This window comes from Novosphingobium sp. NFX11, assembly GCF_057376415.1.
Map to the genome: position 1 here is coordinate 673961 of NZ_CP080384.1, position 26157 is coordinate 700117.

A 26157-nucleotide genomic window follows, 5' to 3' on the forward strand; every position below is an offset into this window, starting at 1 on the left:
TTGACAGCCGATGCCATCGGATTGATTTCACAGGGCGATGGGGCTCGGTTGGGGGCCTGTACCGGGGAAATCATGGCGGCTTCGGGAAGCGAGGCAGGCGACTTGCGTGCCGGCAGTTACCGACTCACGCAATTGGAGGCGGTGCGTGGAATCGCTTCGCTGGTCGTGGTGTTTCATCATTTCGCGCTGGGTTTCGTACCGGCGATACGCCTGCGTTTTCCGGATGGGATCGCCGGGACGCCGTTGTTCTGCCTGATCAACGGTTCAGCGGCGGTGACGTTGTTTTTCGTGCTGTCCGGCTTCGTGCTGACGCGCCGCTATTTCGATCGAGGCCGGGCAGGAGGTGAACTGGCAATAGCGGCGGCCAAGCGCATGCCGAGGCTATGGGTTCCGGCGACCGCTTCAGCAATCCTCGCGTGGCTGGTGATCAGCCTGGATCTGACATGGAACGTCGAGGCGGCGCGATCGACTGGCAGCGACTGGCTGAGGCTCTATGCCAACGCCGGATTTCCAGCCGTTTACCGGCCGGACTTTGCAACCGTCATGGGGCAGAGCGTCACGCTCTTCTTCCACCCTGCCAATCCGGGGCTCGTCAACACGAACCTCTGGACGATGTATTTCGAGCTGTTCGGCAGCATGCTGTGCTTCGCCATCGTCTGGCTGTTGCTTGCAATGGAAGCGCGCCGCTGGTGGCCGGTCGTGCCGGCCGGAATGACGGTTCTGGCCCTGATCGCGGTGCTGGGAGCGGCGGCGCTGCCGTTCCTGCTGGGAGCATGTCTCGCCAGGTTCTATCGACATGGGGGACTGTCGTTGTCGAAGATCGGCGGTATCGGGCTCATGCTGGCGGGGCTGGCACTGTGCGGCATGGACGGTTTCGTCCCCGAGAACATCGGCGCTGTCATAATCCTGCTCGCGGTTCTCGCATGCCCATCGCTGGCGCGAGGGCTGTCCGGGCGTTTCGGCAACTTTCTGGGGCGCTATTCCTTTCCCGTCTATCTGGTCCACCTGACCGTCATCCTGTCGGCATCCAGCTTCGTGTTCGTGAAACTCAATGACCGGGGATGGGACGGGGCCCTCGTGTTGCTGGGCACGGGGGTAGTGACGCTGGTACTGACCTTCCTGGCAGCGTGGCCCTTCGTCGCGCTCGAGGATTGGTGGGTGCCGAAACTCAATCGGATTGCCGGTATCGTGCAGCGCGGGTTGTCGCCGTCGCGGCCAGCCTAGGCTTTGGCGTCACCCCGCCTTGCCCGGCCCGGTGCCCGAGAAGGCATCGCCGATCGAGCACGCCGCAGGGCCGAGGATGACGACGAACAGCGTCGGCAGGATGAACAGGATCAGCGGCACGGTCATGATCGCGGGCAGGCGCGCGGCCTTTTCCTCGGCGCGCATCATACGTTCGTTGCGGAATTCGGCCGAGAGCACGCGTAGCGCAGAGGCCAGCGGGGTGCCGTAGCGTTCGGTCTGCACCATCGTCGTCACCACGCCCTTCACCGCGTCGAGGTTGACGCGATAGGCGAGGTTCTCGAACGCGGCGCGGCGTTCGGTGAGGAACGAGAGTTCGATCGAGGTCATCGAGAACTCGTCGCCCAGTTCCGGGTAGGCGCGGCCCAGTTCGCGTGAGACGCGCTCGAAGGCGGCGTCCACGGTCAGGCCCGCTTCGGCGCAGATGACGAGCAGGTCGAGCGCGTCGGGCAAGCCCTTGCGGATCGCGTCGGTGCGCTTGGAGACGAGGTTCTGGATATAGATGTCCGGACCTTTGTATCCGGCTAGCACCATCGCGGCGAAGCCCATGAACTTCTTGAAGCTCGACCAGTCGGGGAAGTAGTCGATCCCGTAGATCACCAGTGCGGCGAAACCGCCCAGTACGATCGGCGCGACGAGGCGCGCGAGGACGACCGCGACGGCCCATTCCTTGTTGCGGATGCCGGCCTGCGCCAGCTTCTGCTGGATGGTCTTGATCTGGCTGTCCTGCAGCATCCGCGCCTTGCCGAGGAACGCACCCATCTTGTCGGTGGTGTCGTTGCGGCGGATCAGGCTCTGGCGCTTGCGGGCGGTGGTTATGATGCCCGCCTTGAGCTGCTCGCGCCGGGCGTTGAGCGCCTTGACGCGCTTCTGCATCGGATCGCGGATGGTGATCGCGGTGTAGATCGCGAAGAGCACCGCGGCGGCCGCGACGATTGTGAGCAGGGTGCCGACGTAAGTGACGTCGAAACCGAGGAGGGTGGGACCGGCGGGTTGTTCGAGCATGTGCTGGTCCTCAGATCTCGAAGCTGACCATCTTGGCCATGATGAAGGCACCGATGCCCATCCAGATAGCGCCGCCGATGCCGGCGACCATCAGGCGCTCGTCGATGAAGAACTGGCCGATGTACTGGGGGCTGATCCACCAGATCATGAAGAAGACGATGAAGGGCAGCGAGCCGACGATATAGGCCGAGGCCTTGGATTCCGAGCTCATCGCGCGGATCTTGAGCTTCATCTGCGCGCGCTTGCGCAGCACGTCCGACAGGTTCGCCAGCGTCTCCGCCAAATTACCGCCGGTCTCGCGCTGGATGGCCAGGGTGATGCAGAAGAAGTTGAATTCGGGCATGTTCAGGCGGTCGGCGGTTTCCTGGAGGGCGTCCTCCATGGTCTTGCCGACTTTCATGCGGTCGGTGATGAGCTTGAATTCCTCGGCGACGGGGCCGGGGATTTCCTGCGAGACGATGGTGAGCGTCTCCGACACCGGCAGACCCGAACGCAGACCGCGCACGAGCAGATCGATGGCGTCGGCGAACTTCACGGTGAAGGCGTTGGAGCGGCGCTTGATGAAGTGGCTGACGACCATGTGCGGCAGCCCCGCGCCGACGAACACGCCGAATGCGAGCGCGAGAAACATCGCGCCGGACTTCATGAAGATGAGCAGCGTTATCACCGCACCGAGGCCGATCGAGCCATAGAGGTACTGCTGCATCGTCCAGGGCAGGCCCGAACGGTGCAGGCGCAGCGCCAGCGCTTCCGCGCGCGAGGCAGAGCCGGCGATCTGGTGGATTCGCGGCTTGCGGGCGGCGACGGCGCGGCGCATCTGCGCCTCCAGCCGATCGCTGGCATTGCTCGAGTGACGGAAACGCACCGACTTCAGGCGCCGGGTCGATTCCTTCTTGGGCGACGGCCCGGAAAGCAGCGCCCAGATGAGCAGCGCGAAGCCCGTGAGCCCCGTCGTTACCATGATGACCTGAAGGAAGTTCATAGCCGTTACCGAACCTTGAGAAGCATCGCCTTACGAGGACGCCGGGGCCTTCTTCTTCGCCTTGGGCATTATCGCCTTGAGGTCGAACTTACCGAGCAGGGAAGGCTTGGCGGTGGCACCGGCTTCATCGCCGATGTCGGCGATGTCGCGGGCGAGATCGCGCAGCACCGCGCCGGACTTGGCCGCGCGGTTGGCATCTGCGAACGTCTGGCCCAGCTTCGCGGCCATCGACGCGGCCTTGAGGTCATAGGGAATCGACACGTCGATCTTTGTCTCGATCGAGGCTTCGAAGTCGGCCTTGCTGATCTCGGCAAGCGTCGCCTGAACCTTGTTGGCGACGATGATCACGCGGGTCTGCGGGGCATTGGCCTTGAACCAAGACAGCAGGCGGATGGTGTCGCGCGCCGAAGCCAGCGTCATCTCGGTCACCAGCACCGCGACGCCGAGGTCTGCTATGAGCTGCGGGAAGTTGATCAGCATGTTGCGCGGCATGTCAATCACGGTCATCTCGAACGCGGCGCGGAACTCTTCGGCCAGCTGCTGGAAGGCGGAGCCGTCGGTCAGCAGCGGCGCGTTGATCGGTGCCTCGGCGGAAAGGATCGCAAGGTTGTCGTTCGCACGGATCATCGCACGTTCGATGAACAGGCCGTCGATGCGGCTGGGGTTCTCGATCGCGTCGGTCAGGCCGCGGCCCGGCTCTAGGTCGAGGCACAGCGCCCCGGTGCCGAAATGGATGTCGAGGTCGAGCAGAGCGGTGGGCAGCTTGTGGTCAGTGCTGAACAGCCATGCCAGCGACGTGGCGATGGTCGAGGCGCCGACGCCGCCGCGCGTGCCGATTACGGCGGTCGAGACATGATGCTTGCCCGCCGCCACGTCATGCGTGCGCGGGGTCGAGAACACCGACTGCGCCTGCGCCAGCGCATCGCGCAGGGCGGCGGGCTGCAGCGGCTTGAGCAGGTAGTCGTGGATGCCGCTGGCGATGAGATCGCGGTAGAGGCGCACGTCGTTGACCTGGCCAACGGCGACGACGACCGTGCCCGGCTCGCAGACTTCGGCCAGAGCGTTGATGTCGCTCAGCGGGTCGCCGCTCTCCGACAGATCGACGAACAGGATGTTCGGGCTGGCCGCAATCGACAGCGACTGGACGGCATTGCGCAGGCCGCCCTTGTAGCACTTCTCCGGCTGCCAGCCCATCTCGATGGCGATGGGGCGCAGCACGTCGAGCGAAGCCTCGTCGCAGAGGAACGCGGCGAACTGGTCGCGGCCACTTGGACCGCCTGTCTTCCAGGGAGCGTTCATGGCCATCAGTTTTCCTTGCTGCCGGTCTGCGAGACCGAGTTGCCCTTGCCGGTCGTCCCGGCGGCGCGATAGGCACCGATCGCCTTGTTCGACGTCATCACTGCGGTCGATCCGGTGTCGGTCTGGCCGTGGATCAGGTCTTCCGGATTGGCGACCATGGCGGCGAGGTTGGAATTGACTGCGCAGCCGTAGTTGGTCGAGGTGGCGTTGCCGGGGTTGAAGTCGCTCTTGGCCGACCAGTCCGGGCAACCCGGGACATAAGCCTTGGAACGGCTGATGGTGATGCGGGCTGTGCCTGCCGGCACGGTGCCGGATGCCGCCGTGACTTCATCGAGCACGACGCCGTAGCGATCCGCGACCGCCGCGATCGCGCCGCGGGTGGCGGCGCTCATATTCGGATCGTCGACTGCGATGCGATCGCCATACTTGAGGCCCATGGCGTCGAACCAACCGGCAAGGCGGGCCTGTTCACCATAGGCGAGGCCGGAGCCGCTGCTGGTCACGTCGATGCTGTAGTCCGATTTCTCGACCACCGGCTGGTGGACCGAATAGACCGAACGATTGGTCGGTACGCCGCCGCAGGCCGCCAGTGCGAGGCCGAGGCTGAGGCAGATTGCGGTACGGGCGAGAGTAGACTTGCGCATGATGGTCACCTTTCTCGCTTAGAAGCTGAAGCCGGGCTTGGCGGAGTTGTCGGAGCTGCGGCGGGTGCTACCGCCCTGGCTGGACGAGCCCGAGGGCGCGTTGGTCGCCTCGGGACGCTTCGCACCGCTGGCGCCGTCGCTGTCCATGTTGCCAAGCAGACGCTGCAGTTCGTTGGGCGAGTTGAAACCATCGGTCGGCAGCGCGATCTGCGAGGACGAATTCATCGGATTGACCAGATAGGGCGTCACGATGATGACCAGTTCGGTCTCGCCGCGCTTGTAGCTGGTCGAGCGGAACAGCGAGCCGAGGATCGGCAGGTCGCCCGCGCCCGGCATCTTCTGGATGGTGTTGGTCGCGCTGTTGCTGAGCAGGCCCGCGATCATGAAGCTCTGGCCCGAGCCCAGTTCCACGGTCGTCTCGGTGCGGCGCACGGTGAGGGCCGGGATTTCGTAGCCGTTGAGCGTAACGGCGCCTTCGCTAGAAAGCTCGGAAACCTCGGGGCGCACGCGCATCGAGATCCGGCCGTTGGCGAGCACCGTCGGGGTGTAGCTCAGGCTGACGCCGTAATTCTTGTACTCGATCGAGGTTGATCCCAGGCCCTGGCTAAGAGGAATCGGGAATTCGCCGCCCGCGAGGAAGTCTGCCGTCTCGCCCGAGAGCGCGGTGAGGTTGGGCTGGGCCAGCGTGCTGACGAGGCCGATCGTCTCGCCCGCGTCGAGCGCGCCGAGCAGGTCGATGCCGAGCAGCTTGCCGCCGAGGCCCAGCGTGGTGCCGGTGGCGTTGGGCGTTATGGACGAGGCGCCGGTGCTTGCTTCGTCGCCAACGATGATCGGGCCGCCGTGCGTATACTGCGGGAACTTGCCCGAGCCCTGGCCGATCACGAACTTGGCGCCGGTAGAGGCGTCTGAGCTAGTGATGTTGACGCTCATCGATTTCACCAGCGAGCGGCTGACTTCGGCGATGCGGACCTGCAGGTTGACCTGCAGCGGCGTCGCGATGCGCAGGCGGCTGATGACGTTGGCTTCCTTGCCCGCGTAAGCCGTGACGAGGCGTTCGGCCTCTGCGGCGTCTTCGGGGTTCTTGATCGTGCCTGTCAGCAGAAAGGTGTTCGAGCCCATCGTCGAGACGCCGATCCGGGCGTCCGGTATGGCGAGACGCAGCATCAGATCGACGCTGTCGAGGTTGGAGCCCACGCGTACCGTACCCGACCAGACGACCGCGCCCGCCGCATTGCTGGCATAGACCGTGGTGGTGCCGCCGGCCTTGCCGAACACGTAGAACTGCTTTGCCGACTTCACCTGGACATCCGCGACCGCGTCGTTGGCGACGAATACGTCGGCCATCGAACCCGGTACGTTGACGAGCTGGCCGCTGCCGATCGACAGGCTGACGTCCTGCGCCGGGTGAACGACCGAGGCGGTCTGGGCCTCGGCGGACGCGACGCTCACGGCGGCCAGCGACGGGACGGCAGTGGCGGCGATCAGTGCGGACTTGAGAAGACGCTGCTTCATCGAGATGCCCTCAAAGGGTGACGGACGGTGCGTGGAGGCGGTCATCGTTACTTGCCCACCGGTTCTACGGTGGTTTCCTTGCCGCGAGTTACGCGGACCACGGGGCCAACATGGACCGGCGCTGCGGCCACCTGCGGCGCGGCACCGACGGCGGGAGCGGCCGGGGCAGGGGCGCTGCCGCCCTGTGCCGGGCGGCTCGAACGCTGGAAGCGCGAGACGTCGGCGCCGGTAACGTACGTGGTGGCGCCGTCCATCGGGCGGTTCATGGCCTGGCTCATGAACTTCTCTTCCTGCTCGCGGGTCGCACCCTCGGGCAACTTCACGTCGCCGCTGGCGAGGATGCGGTCGAATTCGCCCTGGTTGTCGGAGATCGCGCGCAGCGACAGGCTGAGCGTGCCGATGGTTTGTGCGACGGCGACCTTCTCGGCGATGCGCGGGGTGACTTCGAGGGTGACGGTGCGGAAGCCCTGCACGACCGTCTTGCCGTCCTCCACCGTGCTGGCGGTCGCCTGGTCCGTCGCGAGGACCCGCAGGTTGCGCAGGATCGTCTCGGCGGTGCGCAGCGAGTCGCCTTCGCCCTTCACGTCCTGCGTGAGGACGAGGTCGATGCGGTCGCCCGGGAAGACGAAGCCGCCGACGCCGGTGTCGGCCGAGACCGAGATGGTGACGGCGCGCATGCCCGGTCCGAGCGCGGCGGCAAGGAACCCGCGATCGCCCGGCGCGACGAGCGCTCCCTGGGTCAGCGGCTGGCCGGCGGTGATCGGAAAGCGCACGACGGTGCCGAGCAGCTTGGTCATGTCGGCCTTGCCGTCGACGTAATAGGCGTCCTGGACGAGGTTGTCCGGCCAGCTCTGGAAAGAGACCGAGATCGGCGGTGATGATCGTGCCCACCGGCAGCGCGCGCTGGGCGACCAGCACTTTGGGGCCATTCTGGTCGGCGGCCGGAACGGCTCCGGCCTGCGGCGCGCCCCCGCCTGCGAACATCGTCCTCGCAGCAAATGCGGTGAAGGCTGCGACGAGCAGCGCAACCGCGAGCAGCACCACTTTCTTCCTGTCCATGGCTTGGAAAGCCCCTTAGCAAAATCCCCGAACTGTTCGGACTTATGAGGTAAATTGGTTAAGAACGGGTTCACCCCGTTGCTTGCGTAAACCGCGTTAGCTTCAGCCTGCGATTCCGGCGGAATGCGCGGCGCTGAGCGTCTGCGAACCCATCACCCACAGCGATGCGGCGGCGATGGCGATGCCGTAGGGCACCTCGATTCGCGACTTCTGGCGGCGCATGATGTGGCGCATCCCGAAGAGGAACAGGCCCAGCACCACGATCGCGGCGAGGGGGATCGCCCAGAGGCCCGGCAAGACCCCGGCGACGGCCTCCATGGTTGCGGGCTCCACCACCGGGCGATGCGTCGCGATGGCGAAGACGATGGCGCCCGCGCACCACACCCAGGCGAAGGCGACGAGCCCGGCGAGGGCGTCGCGCACCATCTCCTTGCGCCCCGGTTGCATGTTGAATGCGGCCATTGCCAGCGAGGCGCCGCCGCCCAGCACCGCCATCAGCACGACCAGTTGCAGGAACGCGGCAGGCGAGAACCACAGCGCCAGCGCGGTCAGCAGCTTGACGTCGCCGCCGCCCATCTGGCCGATGGCGAAAAGCACGCAGGCCACCGCGAACGTCGCCGCCGCCAGCCCGATCTGCACGCCGATGTCGAAGGGGCCGAGCCCCATCGCCAGCCACCACAGCGGCGCGGCGACCGCGATGCCCAGGTTCAGCCAGTTGTCGATGTGCCGCGCGCGCAAGTCGGTGAACGCCGCGACGAGCAGCGCCGTTGCCAATGCGGCCAGCAGTGCGTAGGAAAATACAGCGCCCGTCATGCTTTTCATCCTATCGGATCGAGAGCGCTCTACCTCGGCAACCGCTACCAAATAGTAACCACGACATATCGATCACGAACCGGGGCTTCCCATCATAGTGACCTCCGCCGTCGAAAGTCTCGTCAAGTCCCCCGCGCGCCGGGCGATTCCCGCCGAAGCCCGCGAGATCGCGCTGGGCCTTGCCCGATGGCCACCTGCTGCGCCGGATCGACTGGCAGGGCGGCAGGCGCGGCTCGATCCTGTTCATGCCCGGGCGCGGCGATGCTTACGAGAAATGGCTGGAAACCCTCGACGGCTGGCACCGCGAAGGCTGGAACGTCACTTCGGCCGACTGGCGCGGGCAGGCGGGTTCGGGCCGCCTCGGCCGCGATGCGGCGACGGGCCACGTGCCCGATTTCGCGCTTTGGGTGAAGGATTACGCCGCGCTCTATGCCGACTGGGCCGCCTCGACGCCGGGACCGCACATTGCCATTGCGCATTCGATGGGCGGGCAGATTGTGCTGCGCGCGGTAGCCGAAGGCGTCGTGCGGCCCGATGCGCTGGTGCTCTCCGCACCGATGCTGGGCATTCATCCGACGTGGATTCCGGCAGGCGTGCTGCACCGGGTCGCGCGGGGCATCGTGCGGCTCGGCGATCCGCGCCGCCCGGCATGGAAAGGCGGCGAGAAGCCCGGCGCCCAGCCGAAGGCCCGCAGCCTGCTGCTCACCCACGACGAGAGCCGCTACGACGACGAGGACTGGTGGCGCCGCCAGCGCCCCGTCATCGGCATGGGCGCGGCCAGTTGGGGCTGGATCGAGCGTGCGCTCGCCTCGATCCGTTCGCTGGAGCGGCCCGGCGTGCTGGAGGCGGTCGAGGTGCCGGTGCTGCTGCTGGGCACCAGTATCGACGGCCTCGTCTCCTGGCGCGCGATCCGCCGCGCGGCCGCGCGCTTGCCGCATGGTGAACTCGTGGCCTTCGGGTCCGAGTGCCGCCACGAAATCCTGCGCGAAGTCGATCCGGTGCGCACTCGTGCGCTCGATGCCATCAGGGACTTTCTCGATCGCCGTGCCCCCGCTAGGGGCTGACCGCGATGGAAGCAGCGTTCGATATCGTCGTCGTCGGGGCCGGCATGGCCGGGGCATCTCTGGCCGCGGCCACCGGCACGCGCGCAAGGGTGCTCATGCTGGAAGCCGAGGAGCGGCCGGGCTATCACGCCACTGGCCGTTCCGCTGCCTTCTGGACCGAGAGTTACGGCGGTCCCGGGGTCCAGCCGCTGACTACCACCTCCGGGCCGGCCCTGCGCGAACTCGGCGTCCTGACCCCGCGCGGCGCGCTGACGCTCGGCCGGGCCGGGCAGGAACGGGAAGTCGAACTTTTCGCCGAGCGCTACCGTGCCGCAGGGGTGGAAATACACCTGCTGAGCTGTGCGGAGATCGTCGCCCGCGTGCCCGGCCTGTGCCCCGAATGGACTTGCGGTGCACTGGAGCCGAGCACGTGCGACATCGACGTGGCCTCTCTTCATCAGCACTACCTTGCTGCGGCACGCCGCGCAGGTGTCGAGTTATGGTGCCGCGCCGGACTGACGGCGGCGCAGCGCAATGCCGATGGCTGGGCGCTGACGCTCGCGGACGGGCGGCAGGTTCAGGCGGGCGTGCTGGTGAACGCGGCCGGAGCCTGGGCGGACGGCGTGGCAAGGCTGGCGGGCATCTCCCCGCTCGGCATCGCGCCCTATCGCCGCACGATCGCGCAAGTCGCCGTCGCCGCCGATGTGCCTGACGACCTGCCGCTGGTCCTCGACGTGGCGGAGACGTTCTACTTCAAGCCCGAGAGCGGCCGCCTCTGGCTCAGCCCGCATGATGAGACGCCGAGTGCGCCGTGCGACGCCGCGCCCGAGGAGATCGACGTGGCTCTCGCGGTCGACCGCTTCGAGCATGTCGTCGACTGGGCAGTCGAGCGGGTGGAGCATCGCTGGGCGGGCCTGCGCTCGTTCGCGCCGGATCGCCTGCCGGTCTACGGCTTCGCGCCCGGTGACGGTGCGTTCTTCTGGTTCGCCGGGCAGGGCGGGTTTGGCATCCAGACTGCGCCCGCCGCCGCCGATCTGGGCGCGCGGCTGCTGATGGGCGAGGCGCCGGGCGAGGTCGATCCGGCTCCGTTCGCGCCGGGTCGCTTCGGCTGAGTTCGACCTTCGCGGCGCTTGCGTCCATGCGCGCAAATTGCTCATCTGCGGCTGGGAAATGACACCCGCATGGAGAGTCGCAAATGGCCCATCGTTTCGAAATCCGGAAGAACAAGGCCGGAGAGTTCGTCGCCTACTTCTGCTACAATTCCGAGACCATGTTCTGGACCGAAGGCTATTCCAGCAAGGCCAGTGCGAAGAGCGCGATCGAGATCGCTCAAGAAGAACGGTCCTGGTGCCGACGTGGTCGATACGACCACCGAATAACCGTCACTCCGCGTTCGGGGCGTCCGGGGAGCCTTGCGGCACCTTGCGCCCCGGCGCGACGAAGTGCCATGCGAGCAGCACCGGTTCCAGTACCGCCATGCCGACGAACACGCTCAGCAGGCGCTGCGCAGCGGGGCCGGCAGCGGCATGCTCGTAGCTGTCGGGCACCAGCACGACCAGCACCGCCAGCGTGAACTGCAGGCCAAGGTAAGTGACCTTGGGCAGACCGTTCTCGATATGACGGCCGATGATGATGCCGAGGCAGGTGCCGGCGATGAGCACCGGTGCGCTTCCTTGCGCCAGAAGCAGCACGACCAGCGCCAGCCCGCCACCTGCGATACACCCGAGCGCGCGCTGGAACAGCCGCCGGGATACGGGGACGAAGCCGCTGGCGCCGATCCCGGCGACCGGCACGATCATCACTGCCATGATCGTCACTGCTGCCTGCGGTAGCTCGGGCAGGTCGAACAGCGCGTGGAGCAGGGGCAGCATCGCGATCGCAAGCCCCGCCTGCGAGGCATGGCGCGCCGCGTGAGGGTGCCAGCGCATCCGTTCCGGCGGGGCCTTGCGATCCATCCACCAGGGCTTGCCCGTCAATGCGCCCGCAGCGAGGCTTACCAGCGTGCAGGCGACGGTGCCCGCGACGACTTCCAGCAGGCGCGTCTGGGCGAAGTGGATAGTGTCGAGGTCCGGCCGCTCGATCTTGTCGAACAGGATCATCTCGAAGGTCAGGCCGAACAGCAGCCAGGCGTAAGCGCGCCGCGCCGTCAACATCCCGTAGAGACCGATCGCGCCGACCAGTTCGGCTGCGATCATCGCCAAAGGCAGCGAGCGCGCGGCATAAGGCACCACCAGCAGTGCCAGTCCCGAGCCTATCGCCGTGCCGACGATCCGCATCACCCCGCGCACGAGCGTCTCCGCCACGTCGCTCTTGAGCAGGACGAAGGCGCTGAAAGCCGCCCATGACACCATCTCCGCGCCGATGGCACGGGCGATGACGATCGCCAGCAATACGGAGGCGACGCAGGCCCACTCGTCCGCCATGCGCGGGCCGGGGGTGACGAGCGCGCGGATTTCGGTCTTCAGGATCGGGGAAGAGAGAGCATCGCGGTGACCTTAGAAAACCCACCCCGCTGCGACTAGGCGATAAATCGCCAAATCTCGCGACCCTCCCGCAAGCGGGAGGGCAAGTTCATGTCTCCCCTCCCGCGAGCGGGAGGGGCCGAGGATGGGCCTTCGCTTTGCGTTAAGCCGCCGCCTTCGCCGCGTCGCTCGCCAGCTTGTCCACGCGCTCGTTCTCGGCATGGCCGCTGTGGCCGCGCACCCATTGCCAGTCGACCTTGTGGCGACCGGCGGCCTCGATCAGATCGTGCCACAAGTCGGCATTGCGGACCGGCTGCTTGCTGGCGTTGACCCAGCCCTTCTTCTTCCAGCCGTGGACCCACTTGGTAATTCCGTCGATGACGTACTTGCTGTCGGTGAAGAGGGTGACGTCGCAAGGCTCGATCAGGGCGCTCAAGCCCTTGATCGCGGCCGTCATCTCCATGCGGTTGTTGGTGGTGTCCGGCTCGCCGCCCGACATCTCCTTCTCGTGCGGACCCATGCGCAGCAGCACGCCCCAGCCGCCGGGGCCGGGATTGCCCTTGCAGGCGCCGTCGGTGAAGATCTCGACCTGCTTCATGCGAATACTCCCGCATTTTCCGGGTTCGCGTAGAAATCCAGACGCCGGGCGAAGGCCATCGGGTCCTTGGGCGTCACGAGCGCATCGGCAGGCGTATTGAGCCAGTCGTAGGCTCGCGTCGCCAGGAAACGCATCGCCGCGCCGCGCGCGAGCAAGGGCAGCGCCGCGCACTCGGCCTCGCTGAGCGGGCGCACCGCGGCATAGCCCTCGAGGAGAGCGCCGGAGAGCGCCGGGTCGAACCGGGCGCCGTCGGAACTGAAGCACCATGCCGCGTGTGTCACGGCAACGTCGTAAGCGAACAAATCGGTGCAGGCGAAGTAGAAGTCGATGAGTCCTGTAACCTTGTCGCCGAGCATCAGGACGTTGTCGGGAAACAGGTCGGCATGGATCACGCCACGCGGCAGATCGGCGGGCCATTCGGCGGCCAGCAGCGCCAGTTCGCGCTCGACGATTCGGCCAAGTTCAGGGTGGATCGATTCGAGCGCCTCGCGCCCGCAATCCTTGAGCAGTTGCTGCCAGGCCGGGAGCGCCAGCGAGTTCTCGCGCGATGCGGGGAAGTCAGCCGCCGCCAGATGGATCTGCGCGAGCGCTCCGCCGACCGCACGGGCTTGCTCGGGCGTTGGCTCGGAGACTGGGACGCCGGGCAGGAACTCGATCAGCGCGAGCGCCTTGTCGCCCTCGGGCGTGCGGTGCAGGCGGTGGCTGGCGCCCTCGCAGTCGTGCATGGTGCGGGCGACGGGCGCGCCGTGCGCGGCGAGGTGATCGAGCAGATCGAGGAAGAACGGCAGGTCCGCGATCTCGGTGCGGCTCTCGAACATCGTCAGGATGAAGCGGCGCGCGGTTCCGGCCTGCTCGGTCTCGATCAGCCAGTTGCTGTTGGAGACGCCCTCAGCGATGCCCTTGGCGGACGTCAGCGTGCCAACTTCGAATGCCGCGATGATCCCGGCCATCTCTTCGGCGCCGAGCCTTGTGTAGACTGCCATGGATCAGCGAGCCAGCTGGCGGGGAAGCTTGAAGGTCATGTGCTCGCGTTCGGTCACGATTTCCTCGGCCGCTACGGTGCGCAGCTCCTTGATGCGGGCGATCACTTCGTTGACCAGTTCCTCGGGCGCGGAGGCGCCGGCGGTGAGGCCGACGGTGGCGATGCCTTCCAGCCATGCCGGATCGATCTCGGTCGCGCGCTGGATCATGTGCGCAGGCGTGCCGCAACGCTCGGCGACTTCGACGAGGCGCAGCGAGTTGCTGCTCTTGGGCGAGCCGATCACGATCACCAGTTCGCACTGCGGCGCGATCTGCTTGACCGCCGCCTGCCGGTTGGAGGTGGCGTAGCAGATGTCCTCGGCCTTGGGCGCGACGACCTGCGGGAAGCGGGCCTCGATCGCCTTGATGATGGCGTGGGTGTCATCCACCGACAGCGTCGTCTGCGAGAGGTAGGAAAGCTCGGTGCCGGGCGCGAATTCCAGCGCGGCGACGTCCTCGACAGTCTCCACCAGCGTCATGTTGCCTTCGGGGACTTGGCCGAAGGTGCCGATGACCTCAGGGTGCCCGGCGTGGCCGATGAACAGGATGTGGCGCCCGGCCTCGATCTGGCGCTCGGCCTGGCGGTGGACCTTGCTGACCAGCGGGCAGGTGGCGTCGAGCCATTCCAGCCCGCGCGCACTGGCGGCTGCCGGGACCGACTTGGGCACGCCGTGAGCGCTGAAGATCACCGGCACGCCGTCCGGGACTTCGTCCAGTTCCTCGACGAAAACGGCGCCCTTGGCCTTCAGGCTGTCGACCACGAACTTGTTATGGACGATCTCGTGGCGCACGTAGACGGGCGCGCCGTAAAGCTCGATCGCACGTTCTACGATCTCGATGGCGCGGTCCACCCCGGCGCAGAAGCCGCGCGGGGCGGCGATCAGGAGGCGGATCGGGCTATCGGCGGCACTCGCCGTCGTGGACTGAAAGGGCGCGTTCATGTTCGTCCCCCTAGCGCTTTGCCGCGCGCCTCGCTAGGGCAAGCGCACGCCATTCGAGGAAGTTCACGATGAATGCACGCCGCCTGACCGCTACTGTCCTGTGCTCCGCCGCCGCGATGACCGCGCTGAGCGGGTGCAAGACCAAGGGCGAGATCGTGGTCGATCAGGGCGTCGGCATCACCGCCGTGCGCTCGAAGTGCCCGGCGGTCGGCATTCCCGACTACACCGGCGACATCACCACCTTCCGTGGACCGGCAAAGACTGCCGACGCGATCGACGTCACTGCCTCGATGACCCAGGTGCGTGCGCAGTGCGACGAAGCCGTGGGCGAGAAGGTGACTTCGACGGTGACGTTCCAGGTGCTCGGCCGCCGCAGCGACACGGCCGGGGCGCGTCAGGTGACGCTGCCGTTCTTCGTGAGCGTGCTGCAGGGCGGCACTTCCGTGATCTCCAAGCGCGTGGGCAACGTGACGCTCAGCTTCGCGGACGGGCAGGCCCGTGCGCAGGCGAACGTGAGTACCAACGCCTTCATCGATCGCGCCGCCGCGACGCTGCCCGACGAGATTCGCGACCGCATCACCCGCAAGCGCAAGGCCGGCGACACCGACGCTGCCGTCGATCCGCTGTCCGAGCCCGAGGTCAAGGCTGCGGTCGCCCGCGCTTCGTTCGAGGTGCTGGTCGGCTTCCAACTCGACGAAGGCCAGCTGGCTTACAACGCCACGCGTTGAGGGTGTGGCTGGGGCGTGTGCCCCGCCTGTTTCGTCATTGCGAGCGAAGCGAAGCAACCCAGGGCAGCGCCACGCCGTCCTGGGTTGCTTCGCTTCGCTCGCAAATGATGCACTTATGGCGATGGATCGTTTACGACCCCGACCGCGCCGTTTCTATCGCTGTCCGTGCGGCCGCAGCCATGCGCTTGCGGTCGGTGCGATCCTCGGATGAGAGCGGTGGCAGGAAGTGAAGCGTCAGGTCCACCGGCCGCCAGCGCGCCAGAATGGCGAGAGCATTATCGAGCCCCGGCTCTTCGCCCACCCAGGCCACCGCGCGGGTTTCCACGCCGTAGTCGAGCCACACCGGCTGGACGGGAATATCCGAATCGCCCTCGATCGCGGACAGCAGCGAGGACTTGAATGCCAGCGTGCCGGTTCCGTCCGAAGTCGTGCCTTCGGGGAAGATCGTCAGTGCGCCGGTATCGCTCAGCGCGGCGCGAACCTGCTCGATTTGAGCGGAGACACTGCGGCGTTCGTGTCGGGCGACGAAGACGGTGTCGTTCATTTCGCACAGCCAGCGCAGCGGGCCGATCTGCGCGAGGCCGTCATGGGCGACGAAGGCGCTGCCGGTGCGCCCGGCGATGGCGAGGATGTCCAGCCAGCTGACGTGATTGGCGAGGAAGAAGGTGCGCCGGGCCGGCCGGGCGCCGCGAACCTGCACGCGCAGGCCGGCGATGGCGCCCACCCCGCGAAGGAACTGGCGCGGGACAGGGTTGCGCGCAGTGAACGGCGCGAAGGCATAGTAAAGCGCCACGCTCGCCACCAGCAATGCCAGCATGGCGGCGAGGCGCAGCGCGATCAGCGGCCAGCCCCAGGCCGCGATACGGCGGTCGGCGAGGGGCATGGCGGTAGTCATGGGATCAGCGGCGCGGAGTGGTCTCGCCATCCTCGCGGTCGAGGCGGACGCCGTAGAGTTCCATGCGATGGTCGACGAGGCGGTAGCCCAGGCGCTCGGCGATCTGGCGCTGCAGGGCTTCCAACTCGGGATCGACGAATTCGATGACCTGGCCGCTCTCGACGTCGATCATGTGATCGTGGTGGGCCTCGGGCGCGGCTTCATAGCGGGCGCGGCCGTCGCCGAAGTCGTGGCGATCGAGGATGCCTGCCTCTTCGAACAGGCGCACGGTGCGGTAGACCGTGGCGATCGAGATGCCGGGGTCGATCGCGGTCGCACGTTCGTGCAGCTTTTCGACGTCGGGGTGGTCGGTGCTTTCCGAAAGGACCTTGGCGATCACGCGACGCTGTTCGGTGATGCGCAGGCCACGCTCGGCGCAGAGGGCTTCGATGTCGATGGGTTGGTTCACGGTGGACCTGTAAGTAAAGAAGAAGGCGCACCGCCTAGATAAGGCGATGCGCCTGCAATCACAACCGAGTTGGACGGTCGGTTACCGGGCCCTGGCAATCGATCGCACCCTTTGTCCCCGGAAAATCGAATTTCCGTAACGCGAGTGCGGGTGCGTCGGAGGTCAGGCCTCGGGTGACCGCCTGGAAAACGTCAGGCTGCGGCGGTCTTGGGCTTGCGGCCGCGACGCACGTTCGACTTGCGGCCCAGGCCGATCTTCTTCGCCAGTTCGCGGCGCTTTTCGGCGTAGTTGGGGGCGACCATCGGATAATCGGCGGGCAGGTTCCAGCGCGCGCGGTAGTCTTCCGGGGTCATGTTGTAGTGCGTCATGAGGTGGCGCTTGAGCATCTTGAGCTTCTTGCCGTCTTCAAGGCACACAATATAGTCGGGCTTGACCGAGGCGCGGATCGAAACGGCGGGCTCGGGCTTCTCTTCCTCGACCACCGGGGCGCCGCCGAGGCCGGCGAGGGCACCGTAGACGTTGGTGATAAGAGTGGGAAGATCTTCGACCGAGACGCTGTTGTTGCTGACGTGCGCGGCGACGATGTCCGACGCGAGCGTGATCAGCGTCTCGTTCAGGTCGGTCTGGATGGTTTCCATTTCTTCTACGTCCTTTGGTGCGACCAAGTTATTCATACGGCAAACCTTTGCAGGTCTCCTGTGCGACGCAATGAACGATTTTCACGACGAGTGCAAGTTCGATTCAAAGTTGCACGTGACTTGCATTAATCGATTTCTGAATGAAAAGGGTCGCTTCGGCCCTATTTCAACCGATGTCGCAGGCAAATGTAACAGCGTCGAGCCGCTGACCGCTTGGGGTGCGATAGTATTCGCGTCTTTCGCCAATTGGGTAAAAGCCGAAATTTCTGTAAAGTGTTTCGGCGGGATTACCTCTTCTCATTTCCAGAAGCAGCCGATGCGCGCCGCGACTGATAGCACCGATGCGAAGGTTTTGGAGAAGTGCACGCCCAAGTCCTTGCCCACGACTTTCGGGGGTAACGGCAAGGAGCAGAAGTTCTTCTTCTTCAAATCCGGTGCGCGACAAGAAAAAACCCGCAGCCGATTCGCTTTCGTCCGGTGTGTGACCTTGCGCACACAAGACTTCGTAATGGCAGTTCCCGAACTTCAGCGCGTCCTCGACTTGGCGGCGATTCCACGCTTCGCCGTAGACCGGGTCGAACGATGCGGTCATTACCGCCATGATCCGGTCGATATCGTCGATCATGCCGCCCCCGCAGGCAACTTGGCATCGGGCCCGCGTCCGTAGAGCGGATGAGTCTCCGTCAGCAGCGCCGTCTCGGGCAGGAGCAGAAAAGCGCGCGCGTCGGGAAGTAGGGGCAATGCCCGCCCGGAGCCTCGCGCCGCGATCAGTGCCTGCGCCTGGCTGCCGACGACGAGTTCTTCGGTCACCGAAGCGGCGGCGGCATCGGGGCGCAGCGAGGCGAGGGCGTGTATGCCGGTGCCGTCGGCGGCGAAGCTCTCGACGAACCATTCGCCGTGCCCGCCCGAGGTGGCGACGGCGAGCGGCCGGTTCCCTTCGCTGCCGCGGGCCATGGCTGCGATGAGGGCCAGTGTGGGATAGCCGACCGTGTGCGCTCCCCATGCCAACGCCAGTGCGCGAGCGGCGGCGAGGCCGACGCGTACGCCGGTGAAGCTGCCGGGGCCTAGCGCGACGGCGATGCGGTTCGCGCGGCCCTTGCCGGGCAAGGCAGCGATCATCGGTACCAACGCTTCGGCATGGCCGCGCCCGAGCAGGCGATACTCACCCGCGACGAGGGTATCGCCCGAGAAGAGCGCGACCGAACAGGCGTCGGTCGCGCTGTCGATCACTAGGGTGGAGGCGGCCGTCACGCGAATATCCCGCGCCGCGTTGTCATCGCGCCGTTCAGGCCGCGCGGACTTCGCTGACTTCGGGGACGTAATGCTTGAGCAGACTTTCGATGCCATGCTTGAGCGTCGCCGATGAGGACGGACAGCCCGAGCAGGCGCCCTGCATCGAGAGGTAGACGATGCCTTCGCGGAAACCGCGGTAAATGATGTCGCCGCCATCGTTGGCGACGGCCGGGCGCACGCGGCTTTCGATCAGGTCCTTGATCTGGGCGACGATGTCGGCGTCGGCCGGGTCGTCGCCATAATCCTCGTCCTCGGCCGGCACCGAGAAACCGCTGGCGTCGCCGCCGGTGAACAGAGGGGCTTCCGAAACGAAATGGTCGAGCAGAATCGCGACCACCTGCGGGCGCAGCGAGGGCCACTCGACGCCGGGCGCCGCCGTAACCGCGATGAAGCTGCCGCCGAAGAACACGCTGACCACGTCACCGAGGTCGAACAGCGCCTGTGCCAGCGGCGAGGTTTCCGCATCCTCGGGCGAAAGGAATTCGCGCGTGCCCGAAGTCATGACCTGCCGGCCGGGCAGGAACTTGAGCGTCGAGGGATTGGGCGTTGTTTCGGTTTCTATGAACATGGTGATTGCGATTTAGGTGAAGTGTCGGGAGGGTCAAGGGTACAAGGGCCATGAAAGCGGCGAAACGAGCGCCGAAATGACGGCGCTATTCACTGGCCCTTAAGGAGAGGCCTCCCTATACCTTGCGTAATGACGACCTCCCCGCGCGCCGCTCGCTCGCTCGCCTGCCTGCTTCTCCTTGCCCAGGCTCCGATTCCGCTCCTGCTGGTGCCGGAGGCGGAGGCGCAGGCGCAAACCGCGCAGCCTCAGTCGGTGCCCGATACTGCGCCGATCGTGGCCCCCTCGGTCGGCCAGGCCGATCCGTGGCTCTATCGCGGCAGCGACATTCCGCATGATCCGGAATGGCACTTCGGCGAACTGCCCAATGGCATCAAGTATGCGGTGCGCAAGAACGGGGTGCCGCCGGGCCAGGTCTCGATCCGCATCCGCGTCGATGCCGGTTCGCTCTACGAGACCGATGGCGAGCGCGGTTATGCGCATTTGCTCGAACACATGCTGTTCCGCCAGTCCAAGTACATCCCCGAGGGCACTGCGATCGCGGCGTTCCAGCGCCTCGGGGCGACTTTCGGCAGCGATACCAATGCGGTGACTTCCACCACGCAGACCGTGTTCAAGCTCGACCTGCCCAATGCCACGCCGACTTCGCTGGACGAGACGTTCAAGCTGATGAGCGGCATGGTCACCGCGCCGACGCTCTCGGCCTCGAACCTCAAGCAGGACCTGCCGATCGTGCTGTCGGAAATGCGTGAGCGGGGCGGTGCCTCCAAGCGTGTGTCCGACGCGATGCAGAAGGTGCTCTATGCCGGGCAGCCGCTGGCCAACCGGGAGCCGATCGGCACGCTCGAGATCGCTGACTTCGGCGACGCCGCAAAGTGTGCGGGCGTTCTATTCGCGCTGGTATCGCCCTGACAACGTGGCGGTGATCGTCGCCGGTGACGTCGATCCTGCGATGCTGGAAAGCTACGTCAAGAAGTGGTTCACCGACTGGAAGGTGCCCGGTCCCAAGGCTGTGGCCCCCAGCTTCGGCGATCCCGAGGCACCTGCGGGCGCCGATCCGAAGAACCCGGTGGGCGAGACTCGCGTGCTGGTCGAACCCGACCTGCCGCCCTCGCTGATGTACGCGGTGCTGCGCCCGTGGCGGCAGGTGATCGACAACATTCCCTACAACCAGGGCCTGATGACCGATGCGCTGGCTCAGGCGATCATCAATCGCCGCCTTGAATCCAAGGCGCGGGCAGGGGGCAGCTTCCTGTCGGCCTCGGTCAATCAGGACGATGTCGCGCGCTCGGCGGACGCAACCTTCGTGTCGGTAACGCCGCTGGGTGATGACTGGCAGGCCAGCCTTCGCGACGTGCGCGCGGTGATCGCCGATGCACTCACCCGTGCGCCGACGCAGGCGGAGATCGACCGCGAGGCGGCCGAGATGGAAGTCGCTTTCCAGGTCCCGGTCGAGCAGCAGCGCATCCTGCCCGGCAGCAAGATCGCCGACGACCTCGTCAACGCGCTCGACATCCGCGAGACGGTGGCCGCGCCGCAGGACGTGCTGGACATCTTCCGCAAGTCGAAGCCGTTGTTCACCCCGCAGGCAGTACTGGAGCACACTCGCAAGCTGTTCACCGGCAACGTCACCCGCGCCCTGTTCACCGTGCAGAAGGACGGCGCCGCCACCGACAAGGCGCTGCAACTCGCGCTCTCCGAGCCGGTCAAGGCCGACGCCAGCGTGCGCGCGGCACTCAAGCCGATCTCGTTCGAAAAGCTGCCCGCGATCGGTGCGGCCAAGAAGGCCGTCAGCGACGTGCCGACCGGCCTCCTCGAAATCGAGGAACTGACTTTTGCCAACGGCGTGAAGGCGATGCTGTGGCCGGTGGTCGAGGAGCCGGGCCGCGTCATGGTCAAGGCGCGCTTTGGCGGCGGCTACCGCTCGATCGACCCGAAGGACGCAGCTTACATCACGCTGGGTAACTATGCGCTGGTCGGCTCGGGCCTTGCCACTTTGGGGCAGGACGATCTCGATCGCATCTCCACCGGCCGCAAGATGGGCTTCGACTTCGAGGTGCAGGACGCCTCGTTCCAGCTCTCCGCAGAGACGCGCCCGTCCGACCTTGCCGATCAGCTCTACCTGTTCGCGGCCAAGCTGGACCTGCCCAAGTGGGACGTCGCGCCCTTCACCCGCGCCAAGGCCGCGGCGGCGATCCAGTACGCCACGTTCAACACCTCGCCGCAGGGCGTGCTGAACCGCGACCTGCAGTTCTACCAGCGCGGTCAGGACAAGCGCTTCGCCACCCCCACGCCCGACCAGATCGAGGCGACGACGGCGGACGGCTTCAAGCGCGTCTGGAGCAAGGCGCTCAAGGAAGGCCCCGTCGAAGTCCAGATCTTCGGCGACTTCGACAAGGCCGCCGCCATCGCCGCGCTGGAGAAGACCTTCGGCGCGCTCAAGTCGCGCCAGCCCGCGCCGGTCAGCGCGGTGCAGGCGAAGATCGACGTGCCGCAGCCGTCGGACAAGCCGATCGAGTTGATCCACCACGGCGACCCGGATCAGGCGGCGGCGGTGGTTTCCTGGCCGACCGGCGGCGGCGTCATGGGCATCCGCAGATCGCGCCAGCTGGAAATCCTCACGCAGCTGTTCACCAACCGCCTGATGAACGCGGTGCGTGAGAAGCTGGGCGTGTCCTACGCGCCTTACGTCTACTCGCAGTGGCCGGTGGACCTTGCCGCAGGCGGCTCGATCACGGCGGTGGCGCAGGTCGATCCCAAGTCCGTGCCGGTGTTCTTCCAGACCGCCGACGAGATCGCGCAGGACCTCATCGCCAACCCTCCCACGGCGGACGAACTGGCGCTCGTCACTGAGCCGCTGCGCCAGCAGGTGACCCGTGCGGCGTCGAGCACCTCGTTCTTCATGAGCCAGCTCGAAGGCGCGACGACCGATCCCACCCGCATCGGCACCGTCCGCTCGGTGCTGAGCGACTACACGGTCACCACCCCGCAGGCGATGCAGGCGTTGGCGGCGCGGTATCTCGGCCGTGACCATTCGTGGCGGCTTGAAGTGATGCCCGAGGGCAAGGAAGGCGGCGTGGCGGGGAAGTAGGAAGAGCCCACCCCAGCCCCTCCCGCTTGCGGGAGGAAGCAGAACGTAGCGCCCTCCCGCTTGCGGGAGGGCCGCGAGACTTGGCGATTTATCGCCTAGTCGCAGCGGGGTGGGCCTTTCTCATACCCATCACGCAACCGATCACCATGATCGCCAAACCCGGCTTTGCAAAAATTGCCGACAAGCGCTAAAGGCCGCGCCTTGCTTGCGCTGCCCGGGAGGACCTGCAGCGCTTGGAAAAGCCCACACAATCAGGTGACGGGCCAGAGGAGTACGATACAGTGGCTACCAACTGGACACCGGAGAGCTGGAAGACGCAAGAGGCGCGCCACCTCCCGGTTTATGGCGATCAGGCGAAACTCAGCGAGGTCGAGGCCACGCTTGCGAAGTTTCCGCCGCTCGTCTTTGCCGGTGAAGCCCGTGCTCTGAAGGCCGACCTTGCCGAAGTCGCCGCCGGTCGCGGTTTCCTGCTCCAGGGCGGTGACTGCGCCGAGAGCTTTGCCGAATTCAGCGCCGACAACATCCGCGACAGCTTCCGCGTGCTGCTGCAGATGGCGGTCGTGCTGACCTTCGCCAGCAAGCAGCCGGTGGTGAAGCTGGGCCGCATGGCCGGCCAGTTCGCCAAGCCGCGCTCGGCCCCGACCGAGATGGTCGGCGGCGTCGAGATGCCCAGCTACTTCGGCGACATCATCAACGGCATCGAAGGCAACGCCGAGGCGCGCCGCAACGATCCCGAGCGCATGCTGCGCGCCTATGGTCAGTCGTCCTCGACGCTGAACCTGCTGCGCGCCTTCGCGCACGGCGGCTATGCCAACTTGCGCCAGGTCCACCAGTGGACGCTCGACCACATCGGCCGCAGCCCCTGGGGCGAGAAGTTCTCGCAGATGGCCGATCGCATCGGTGAAGCGCTCGACTTCATGGCGGCTTGCGGTGTCGAACCCAGCTCGGTTCCGCAGTTGCAGGGCACCGACTTCTACACCAGCCACGAAGCGCTGCTGCTTCCTTACGAGCAGGCGCTGACCCGCCGCGATTCGCTGACCGGCGACTGGTATGACTGCTCGGCGCACATGCTGTGGATCGGCGACCGCACCCGCTTCGAGGGCTCGGCCCACGTCGAATACCTGCGCGGCGTCGGTAACCCGATCGGCATGAAGTGCGGTCCGTCGCTTGAGCCGGACGCGCTGCTGCGGATGCTCGACACGCTGAACCCGGGCCGCGAGCCGGGCCGCATGACGCTCATCAGCCGCTACGGCCACGACAAGGTCGAAGCCGGCCTGCCCAAGCTGGTGCGCGCCGTAAAGCGCGAAGGTCATCCGGTGGTGTGGTCGTGCGACCCGATGCACGGCAACGTCATCAAGTCGGACAGCGGCTTCAAGACCCGTCCGTTCGACCGCATCCTCGCCGAAGTGCGCGGCTTCTTCGCGGTGCACCGCGCGGAAGGCACGCACGCTGGCGGCATCCATATCGAGATGACCGGGCAGGACGTGACCGAATGCACCGGCGGCGCCATCGCCATCACCGACGAGGCGCTGAAGGACCGCTACCACACGCACTGCGATCCGCGTTTGAACGGTGCGCAGTCGATCGAACTGGCGTTCGAGATGGCGGACCTGCTGAACCTTGAGGCTACTCAGGGGCAGAAGCAGGCGGCTTGAAGTTGAAGGGGAAGGCAGGGGTTTACCACCCCTGCACCCCGTGAAATGGCTTCGGTGTGCGCGCAGTTATGGCCCACACCGAAGCCCAAACTTCGTCATTGCGAGCGAAGCGAAGCAACCCAGGGCCGTGTAGTGCTGCCCTGGGTTGCTTCGCTTCGCTCGCAATGACGGATTGGGGAGGTGATGCCGATATACGGGGCCTGCGGAACGTAAACCCCTGCGTCTCTCTTCCCGTCTTGACCCCAGGAAATGCACGGTCCACCCATGCGACCATGACAAAGCATTTCCGCCCCCTCGGCTATACTGCCGCCGCCGTCGCGGCCCTCGCTCTTGCCTCGTCGCTTTCCGCGCAGGCGCCCACCGACACCATGATGAACGAGCAGGTGAAGTCCTACGACTGGGTTCGCCCTCAGGCGGACTACGTGCGCAAGACGGTGATGATCCCGATGCGTGACGGGACCAAGCTGTTCACCGTCATCATCTACCGCAAGGGCACGCAGGGCGGCCCGATCCTGCTCAGCCGCACGCCGTACAATGCGGACAAGATGAGCAGCCGCAACCGCAGCCAGAAGATCGAGGAAATCCTGCCCGTCGCCGACGCCGAGTTCGTCAACGATGGCTACATCCGCGTCTATCAGGACGTGCGCGGGCTGGACGGGTCGGAGGGCGACTACGTCATGAACCGCCCGCTGCGTGGGCCGCTCAACAAGACCAGGGTGGACCACGCCACCGACGCCTACGACACGATCGACTGGCTGGTGAAGAACGTGAAGGAGAGCAACGGCAAGGTCGGCATCACCGGCTCGTCGTATCTTGGCTTCACCTCGCTGATGGCGCTGATCGATCCGCACCCGGCGCTCAAGGCCGCCGTGCCGCAGAGCCCGATGGTCGATGGCTGGATGGGCGATGACTGGTTCCACAACGGCGCCTTCCGCATGTTCGGCTTCGATTACGACCTCGGCCAGACGGTGAAGAAGGGTGGCGGCGATGTTCCGCGTGGCGGCGGTGACGATTACACCGCCTACCTCGAAGGTGGCTCGGCGATGGACTACGCCCGGGCTTATGGCCTGCTCGATCTGCCGGTGGTGCGCAAGGTGCTGGAGCACCCGAGCTATGATGCATGGTGGCAGGGGCAGGCGGTCGACAAGCTGCTCGGCGCGCGCAAGCTGACGGTGCCGACGATGCTGGTGGTCGGCCAGTGGGACCAGGAGGACAGCTACGGCGCTCCGGCGGTCTATCAGGCGCTGAAGGCGGGCGGCAACGACAACGTCAGCCTCGTCATCGGTCCGTGGCGGCATTCTCAGGTGAACTACGAAGCTCGCGAACTCGGCCCGCTGAAGTGGGAGGGTGACACCGGCCTGCAGTTTCGCACGCAGTACATGAAGCCGTTCTTCGACTGCCACCTCAAGACGAACGCGCCTGCCTGCGATACGCCGCCGGTGCTGACGTACGCCACTGGTGCAAACAAGTGGGAGGTGTCGCAGGCATGGCCGGCGGGCGCCTATACCCCGCTCTACCTCGGCGTGAATTCCTCGCTGTCGTGGACCAAAGGCGAGTCGGGTTCCGACAGCTACGTCTCGGACCCGGCCAAGCCTGTGCCGATGCTGCCGCGCCCGATCTCGATGAAGGGTGATGAGTGGAAGACCTGGTTGGTGCAGGACCAGCGCTTCGCCGACGGCCGTACCGACGTGCTGAGCTACCAGACCGGCGTGCTCGACAAGCCGGTCCACATCAAGGGCGCGCCCAAGGTGGACTTGCGTGCGGCGACGTCCGGGCAGGACAGCGACTATGTCGTCAAGCTGATCGACGTCTACCCTCAGGAGAACACCGCCGATCCGAAGATGGCGGGCTACCAGCTGGGCATCGGCATCGAGATCTTCCGCGGCCGCTACGTCGGCGGTTTCGACAAGCCGCAGGCGCTGGAGCCGGGCAAGGTCTACGACTTCAAGTGGGCGCTGCCCAACGTCGATCATGTGTTCCTGCCGGGGCACAAGATCATGGTGCAGGTGCAGTCGAGCCTGTTCCCGCTCTACGATCGCAATCCGCAGAGCTGGGTGCCCTCGATCATGGATGCCAAGCCCAAGGACTACGTGAAGGCGACCGAGACGGTGCACTTCGGCGGCGATCAGGCCAGCGCGGTGTGGCTGCCGGTGGCTCAGGACTGATCTGAAAGGGACACCTCCTGCCAGCGGGAGGTGTCTCTCCAACTCAAAATTACGTTGTC

The 26157-nt window shown here is 66.1% G+C and carries 23 protein-coding genes and 3 pseudogenes; 9 read left to right on the top strand and 17 right to left on the bottom strand.

The genetic code is table 11. From position 1 onward, the window contains the following. Positions 1-1224, top strand: a complete 1224-nt coding sequence (locus KZO24_RS03545; protein WP_271184744.1) for an acyltransferase family protein — start codon at positions 1-3, stop codon at positions 1222-1224. A 9-nt stretch (positions 1225-1233) separates the two neighbouring features. Here KZO24_RS03545 and KZO24_RS03550 read toward each other — a convergent pair whose 3' ends face one another. The 7 genes and pseudogenes from KZO24_RS03550 to KZO24_RS03580 all read right to left on the bottom strand — a co-directional run bounded on the left by KZO24_RS03550 (position 1234) and on the right by KZO24_RS03580 (position 8556). Continuing rightward, positions 1234-2247, bottom strand: a complete 1014-nt coding sequence (locus KZO24_RS03550) for a type II secretion system F family protein (protein WP_271184745.1) — start codon at positions 2245-2247, stop codon at positions 1234-1236. 10 nt (positions 2248-2257) lie between these two features. Further along, positions 2258-3229 carry a type II secretion system F family protein gene (locus KZO24_RS03555; RefSeq protein WP_271184746.1) on the bottom strand — a complete coding sequence of 324 codons (972 nt, stop codon included), beginning with the start codon at positions 3227-3229 and terminating at the stop codon, positions 2258-2260. A 30-nt stretch (positions 3230-3259) separates the two neighbouring features. After that, positions 3260-4528: a pilus assembly protein CpaE gene (locus tag KZO24_RS03560; protein WP_271184789.1), complete on the bottom strand. Its 1269-nt coding sequence runs from the start codon at positions 4526-4528 to the stop codon at positions 3260-3262. A gap of 5 nt (positions 4529-4533) precedes the next feature. Next, positions 4534-5172: a CpaD family pilus assembly protein gene (locus tag KZO24_RS03565; RefSeq protein ID WP_271184747.1), complete on the bottom strand. Its 639-nt coding sequence runs from the start codon at positions 5170-5172 to the stop codon at positions 4534-4536. 18 nt (positions 5173-5190) lie between these two features. Continuing rightward, on the bottom strand, positions 5191-6684 hold the full coding sequence (locus tag KZO24_RS03570) for a type II and III secretion system protein family protein (protein WP_486486882.1): 1494 nt from the start codon (positions 6682-6684) through the stop codon (positions 5191-5193). 47 nt (positions 6685-6731) lie between these two features. Beyond that, positions 6732-7743, bottom strand: a pseudogene (gene cpaB / locus KZO24_RS03575) (Flp pilus assembly protein CpaB). 102 nt (positions 7744-7845) lie between these two features. After that, the gene (locus KZO24_RS03580) at positions 7846-8556 is read right to left on the bottom strand and encodes an A24 family peptidase (RefSeq protein ID WP_271184750.1); all 711 of its coding nucleotides are present in this window, start codon (positions 8554-8556) and stop codon (positions 7846-7848) included. Between the two features lie 97 nt (positions 8557-8653). Between KZO24_RS03580 and KZO24_RS03585 the strand changes: the two are divergent. The 3 genes and pseudogenes from KZO24_RS03585 (at position 8654) to KZO24_RS03595 (ending at position 10978) form a co-directional block, all read left to right on the top strand. Then, positions 8654-9620, top strand: a pseudogene (locus KZO24_RS03585) (alpha/beta hydrolase). 5 nt (positions 9621-9625) lie between these two features. Next, positions 9626-10711: an NAD(P)/FAD-dependent oxidoreductase gene (locus KZO24_RS03590; RefSeq protein WP_271184752.1), complete on the top strand. Its 1086-nt coding sequence runs from the start codon at positions 9626-9628 to the stop codon at positions 10709-10711. An 83-nt stretch (positions 10712-10794) separates the two neighbouring features. Continuing rightward, positions 10795-10978 (top strand): annotated as a pseudogene (locus tag KZO24_RS03595) (YegP family protein). A 3-nt stretch (positions 10979-10981) separates the two neighbouring features. On the opposite strand, the gene KZO24_RS03600 reads toward KZO24_RS03595, so the two are convergent. The 4 genes from KZO24_RS03600 to ispH form a co-directional block, all read right to left on the bottom strand. Continuing rightward, the gene (locus tag KZO24_RS03600; RefSeq protein ID WP_486486883.1) at positions 10982-12022 is read right to left on the bottom strand and encodes an FUSC family protein; all 1041 of its coding nucleotides are present in this window, start codon (positions 12020-12022) and stop codon (positions 10982-10984) included. 202 nt (positions 12023-12224) lie between these two features. Further along, a complete protein-coding gene (gene rnhA / locus KZO24_RS03605) occupies positions 12225-12659 on the bottom strand; it encodes a ribonuclease HI (protein ID WP_271184755.1) in 435 nt (144 codons plus the stop codon). Continuing rightward, a complete protein-coding gene (gene thrB / locus KZO24_RS03610) occupies positions 12656-13642 on the bottom strand; it encodes a homoserine kinase (protein WP_271184756.1) in 987 nt (328 codons plus the stop codon). Before thrB ends, rnhA begins: the two co-directional genes overlap by 4 nt. 3 nt (positions 13643-13645) lie before the next feature. Then, positions 13646-14620 (bottom strand): 4-hydroxy-3-methylbut-2-enyl diphosphate reductase, encoded by a 975-nt coding sequence (ispH, locus tag KZO24_RS03615; protein WP_008830353.1) that lies wholly within the window; start codon positions 14618-14620, stop codon positions 13646-13648. A gap of 68 nt (positions 14621-14688) precedes the next feature. Between ispH and KZO24_RS03620 the strand changes: the two genes are divergently transcribed. Next, positions 14689-15348: a hypothetical protein gene (locus KZO24_RS03620; RefSeq protein ID WP_008830354.1), complete on the top strand. Its 660-nt coding sequence runs from the start codon at positions 14689-14691 to the stop codon at positions 15346-15348. Positions 15349-15478: 130 nt separating this feature from the next. Here KZO24_RS03620 and KZO24_RS03625 read toward each other — a convergent pair whose 3' ends face one another. From KZO24_RS03625 to KZO24_RS03650, 6 genes are all read right to left on the bottom strand, one after another. Then, a complete protein-coding gene (locus tag KZO24_RS03625; protein WP_271184757.1) occupies positions 15479-16243 on the bottom strand; it encodes a lysophospholipid acyltransferase family protein in 765 nt (254 codons plus the stop codon). 4 nt (positions 16244-16247) lie between these two features. Then, positions 16248-16691 (bottom strand): Fur family transcriptional regulator, encoded by a 444-nt coding sequence (locus KZO24_RS03630; protein WP_008830356.1) that lies wholly within the window; start codon positions 16689-16691, stop codon positions 16248-16250. Between the two features lie 191 nt (positions 16692-16882). Then, the gene (locus tag KZO24_RS03635; RefSeq protein WP_271184758.1) at positions 16883-17329 is read right to left on the bottom strand and encodes a Ros/MucR family transcriptional regulator; all 447 of its coding nucleotides are present in this window, start codon (positions 17327-17329) and stop codon (positions 16883-16885) included. A gap of 166 nt (positions 17330-17495) precedes the next feature. Beyond that, positions 17496-17954 (bottom strand): GNAT family N-acetyltransferase, encoded by a 459-nt coding sequence (locus KZO24_RS03640; RefSeq protein ID WP_271184759.1) that lies wholly within the window; start codon positions 17952-17954, stop codon positions 17496-17498. Further along, positions 17951-18580, bottom strand: coding sequence for a tRNA (adenosine(37)-N6)-threonylcarbamoyltransferase complex dimerization subunit type 1 TsaB (gene tsaB / locus KZO24_RS03645; protein ID WP_271184760.1), 630 nt, complete (start codon positions 18578-18580; stop codon positions 17951-17953). The genes KZO24_RS03640 and tsaB overlap by 4 nt, the downstream gene beginning before the upstream one ends. A 34-nt stretch (positions 18581-18614) precedes the next feature. After that, positions 18615-19190, bottom strand: coding sequence for a NifU family protein (locus KZO24_RS03650; RefSeq protein ID WP_271184761.1), 576 nt, complete (start codon positions 19188-19190; stop codon positions 18615-18617). A 129-nt stretch (positions 19191-19319) separates the two neighbouring features. Here KZO24_RS03650 and KZO24_RS03655 point away from each other — a divergent pair, with 129 nt between their 5' ends. The 4 genes from KZO24_RS03655 to KZO24_RS03670 all read left to right on the top strand — a co-directional run bounded on the left by KZO24_RS03655 (position 19320) and on the right by KZO24_RS03670 (position 26098). After that, on the top strand, positions 19320-20099 hold the full coding sequence (locus KZO24_RS03655; protein WP_486486884.1) for a M16 family metallopeptidase: 780 nt from the start codon (positions 19320-19322) through the stop codon (positions 20097-20099). Further along, positions 20065-22278: an insulinase family protein gene (locus KZO24_RS03660; RefSeq protein WP_486486885.1), complete on the top strand. Its 2214-nt coding sequence runs from the start codon at positions 20065-20067 to the stop codon at positions 22276-22278. Before KZO24_RS03655 ends, KZO24_RS03660 begins: the two co-directional genes overlap by 35 nt. A gap of 281 nt (positions 22279-22559) precedes the next feature. Beyond that, the gene (locus KZO24_RS03665; RefSeq protein ID WP_036523741.1) at positions 22560-23933 is read left to right on the top strand and encodes a class II 3-deoxy-7-phosphoheptulonate synthase; all 1374 of its coding nucleotides are present in this window, start codon (positions 22560-22562) and stop codon (positions 23931-23933) included. Positions 23934-24205: 272 nt separating this feature from the next. Further along, positions 24206-26098 (top strand): CocE/NonD family hydrolase, encoded by a 1893-nt coding sequence (locus KZO24_RS03670; RefSeq protein WP_271184763.1) that lies wholly within the window; start codon positions 24206-24208, stop codon positions 26096-26098. Positions 26099-26157 lie beyond the last annotated feature (59 nt).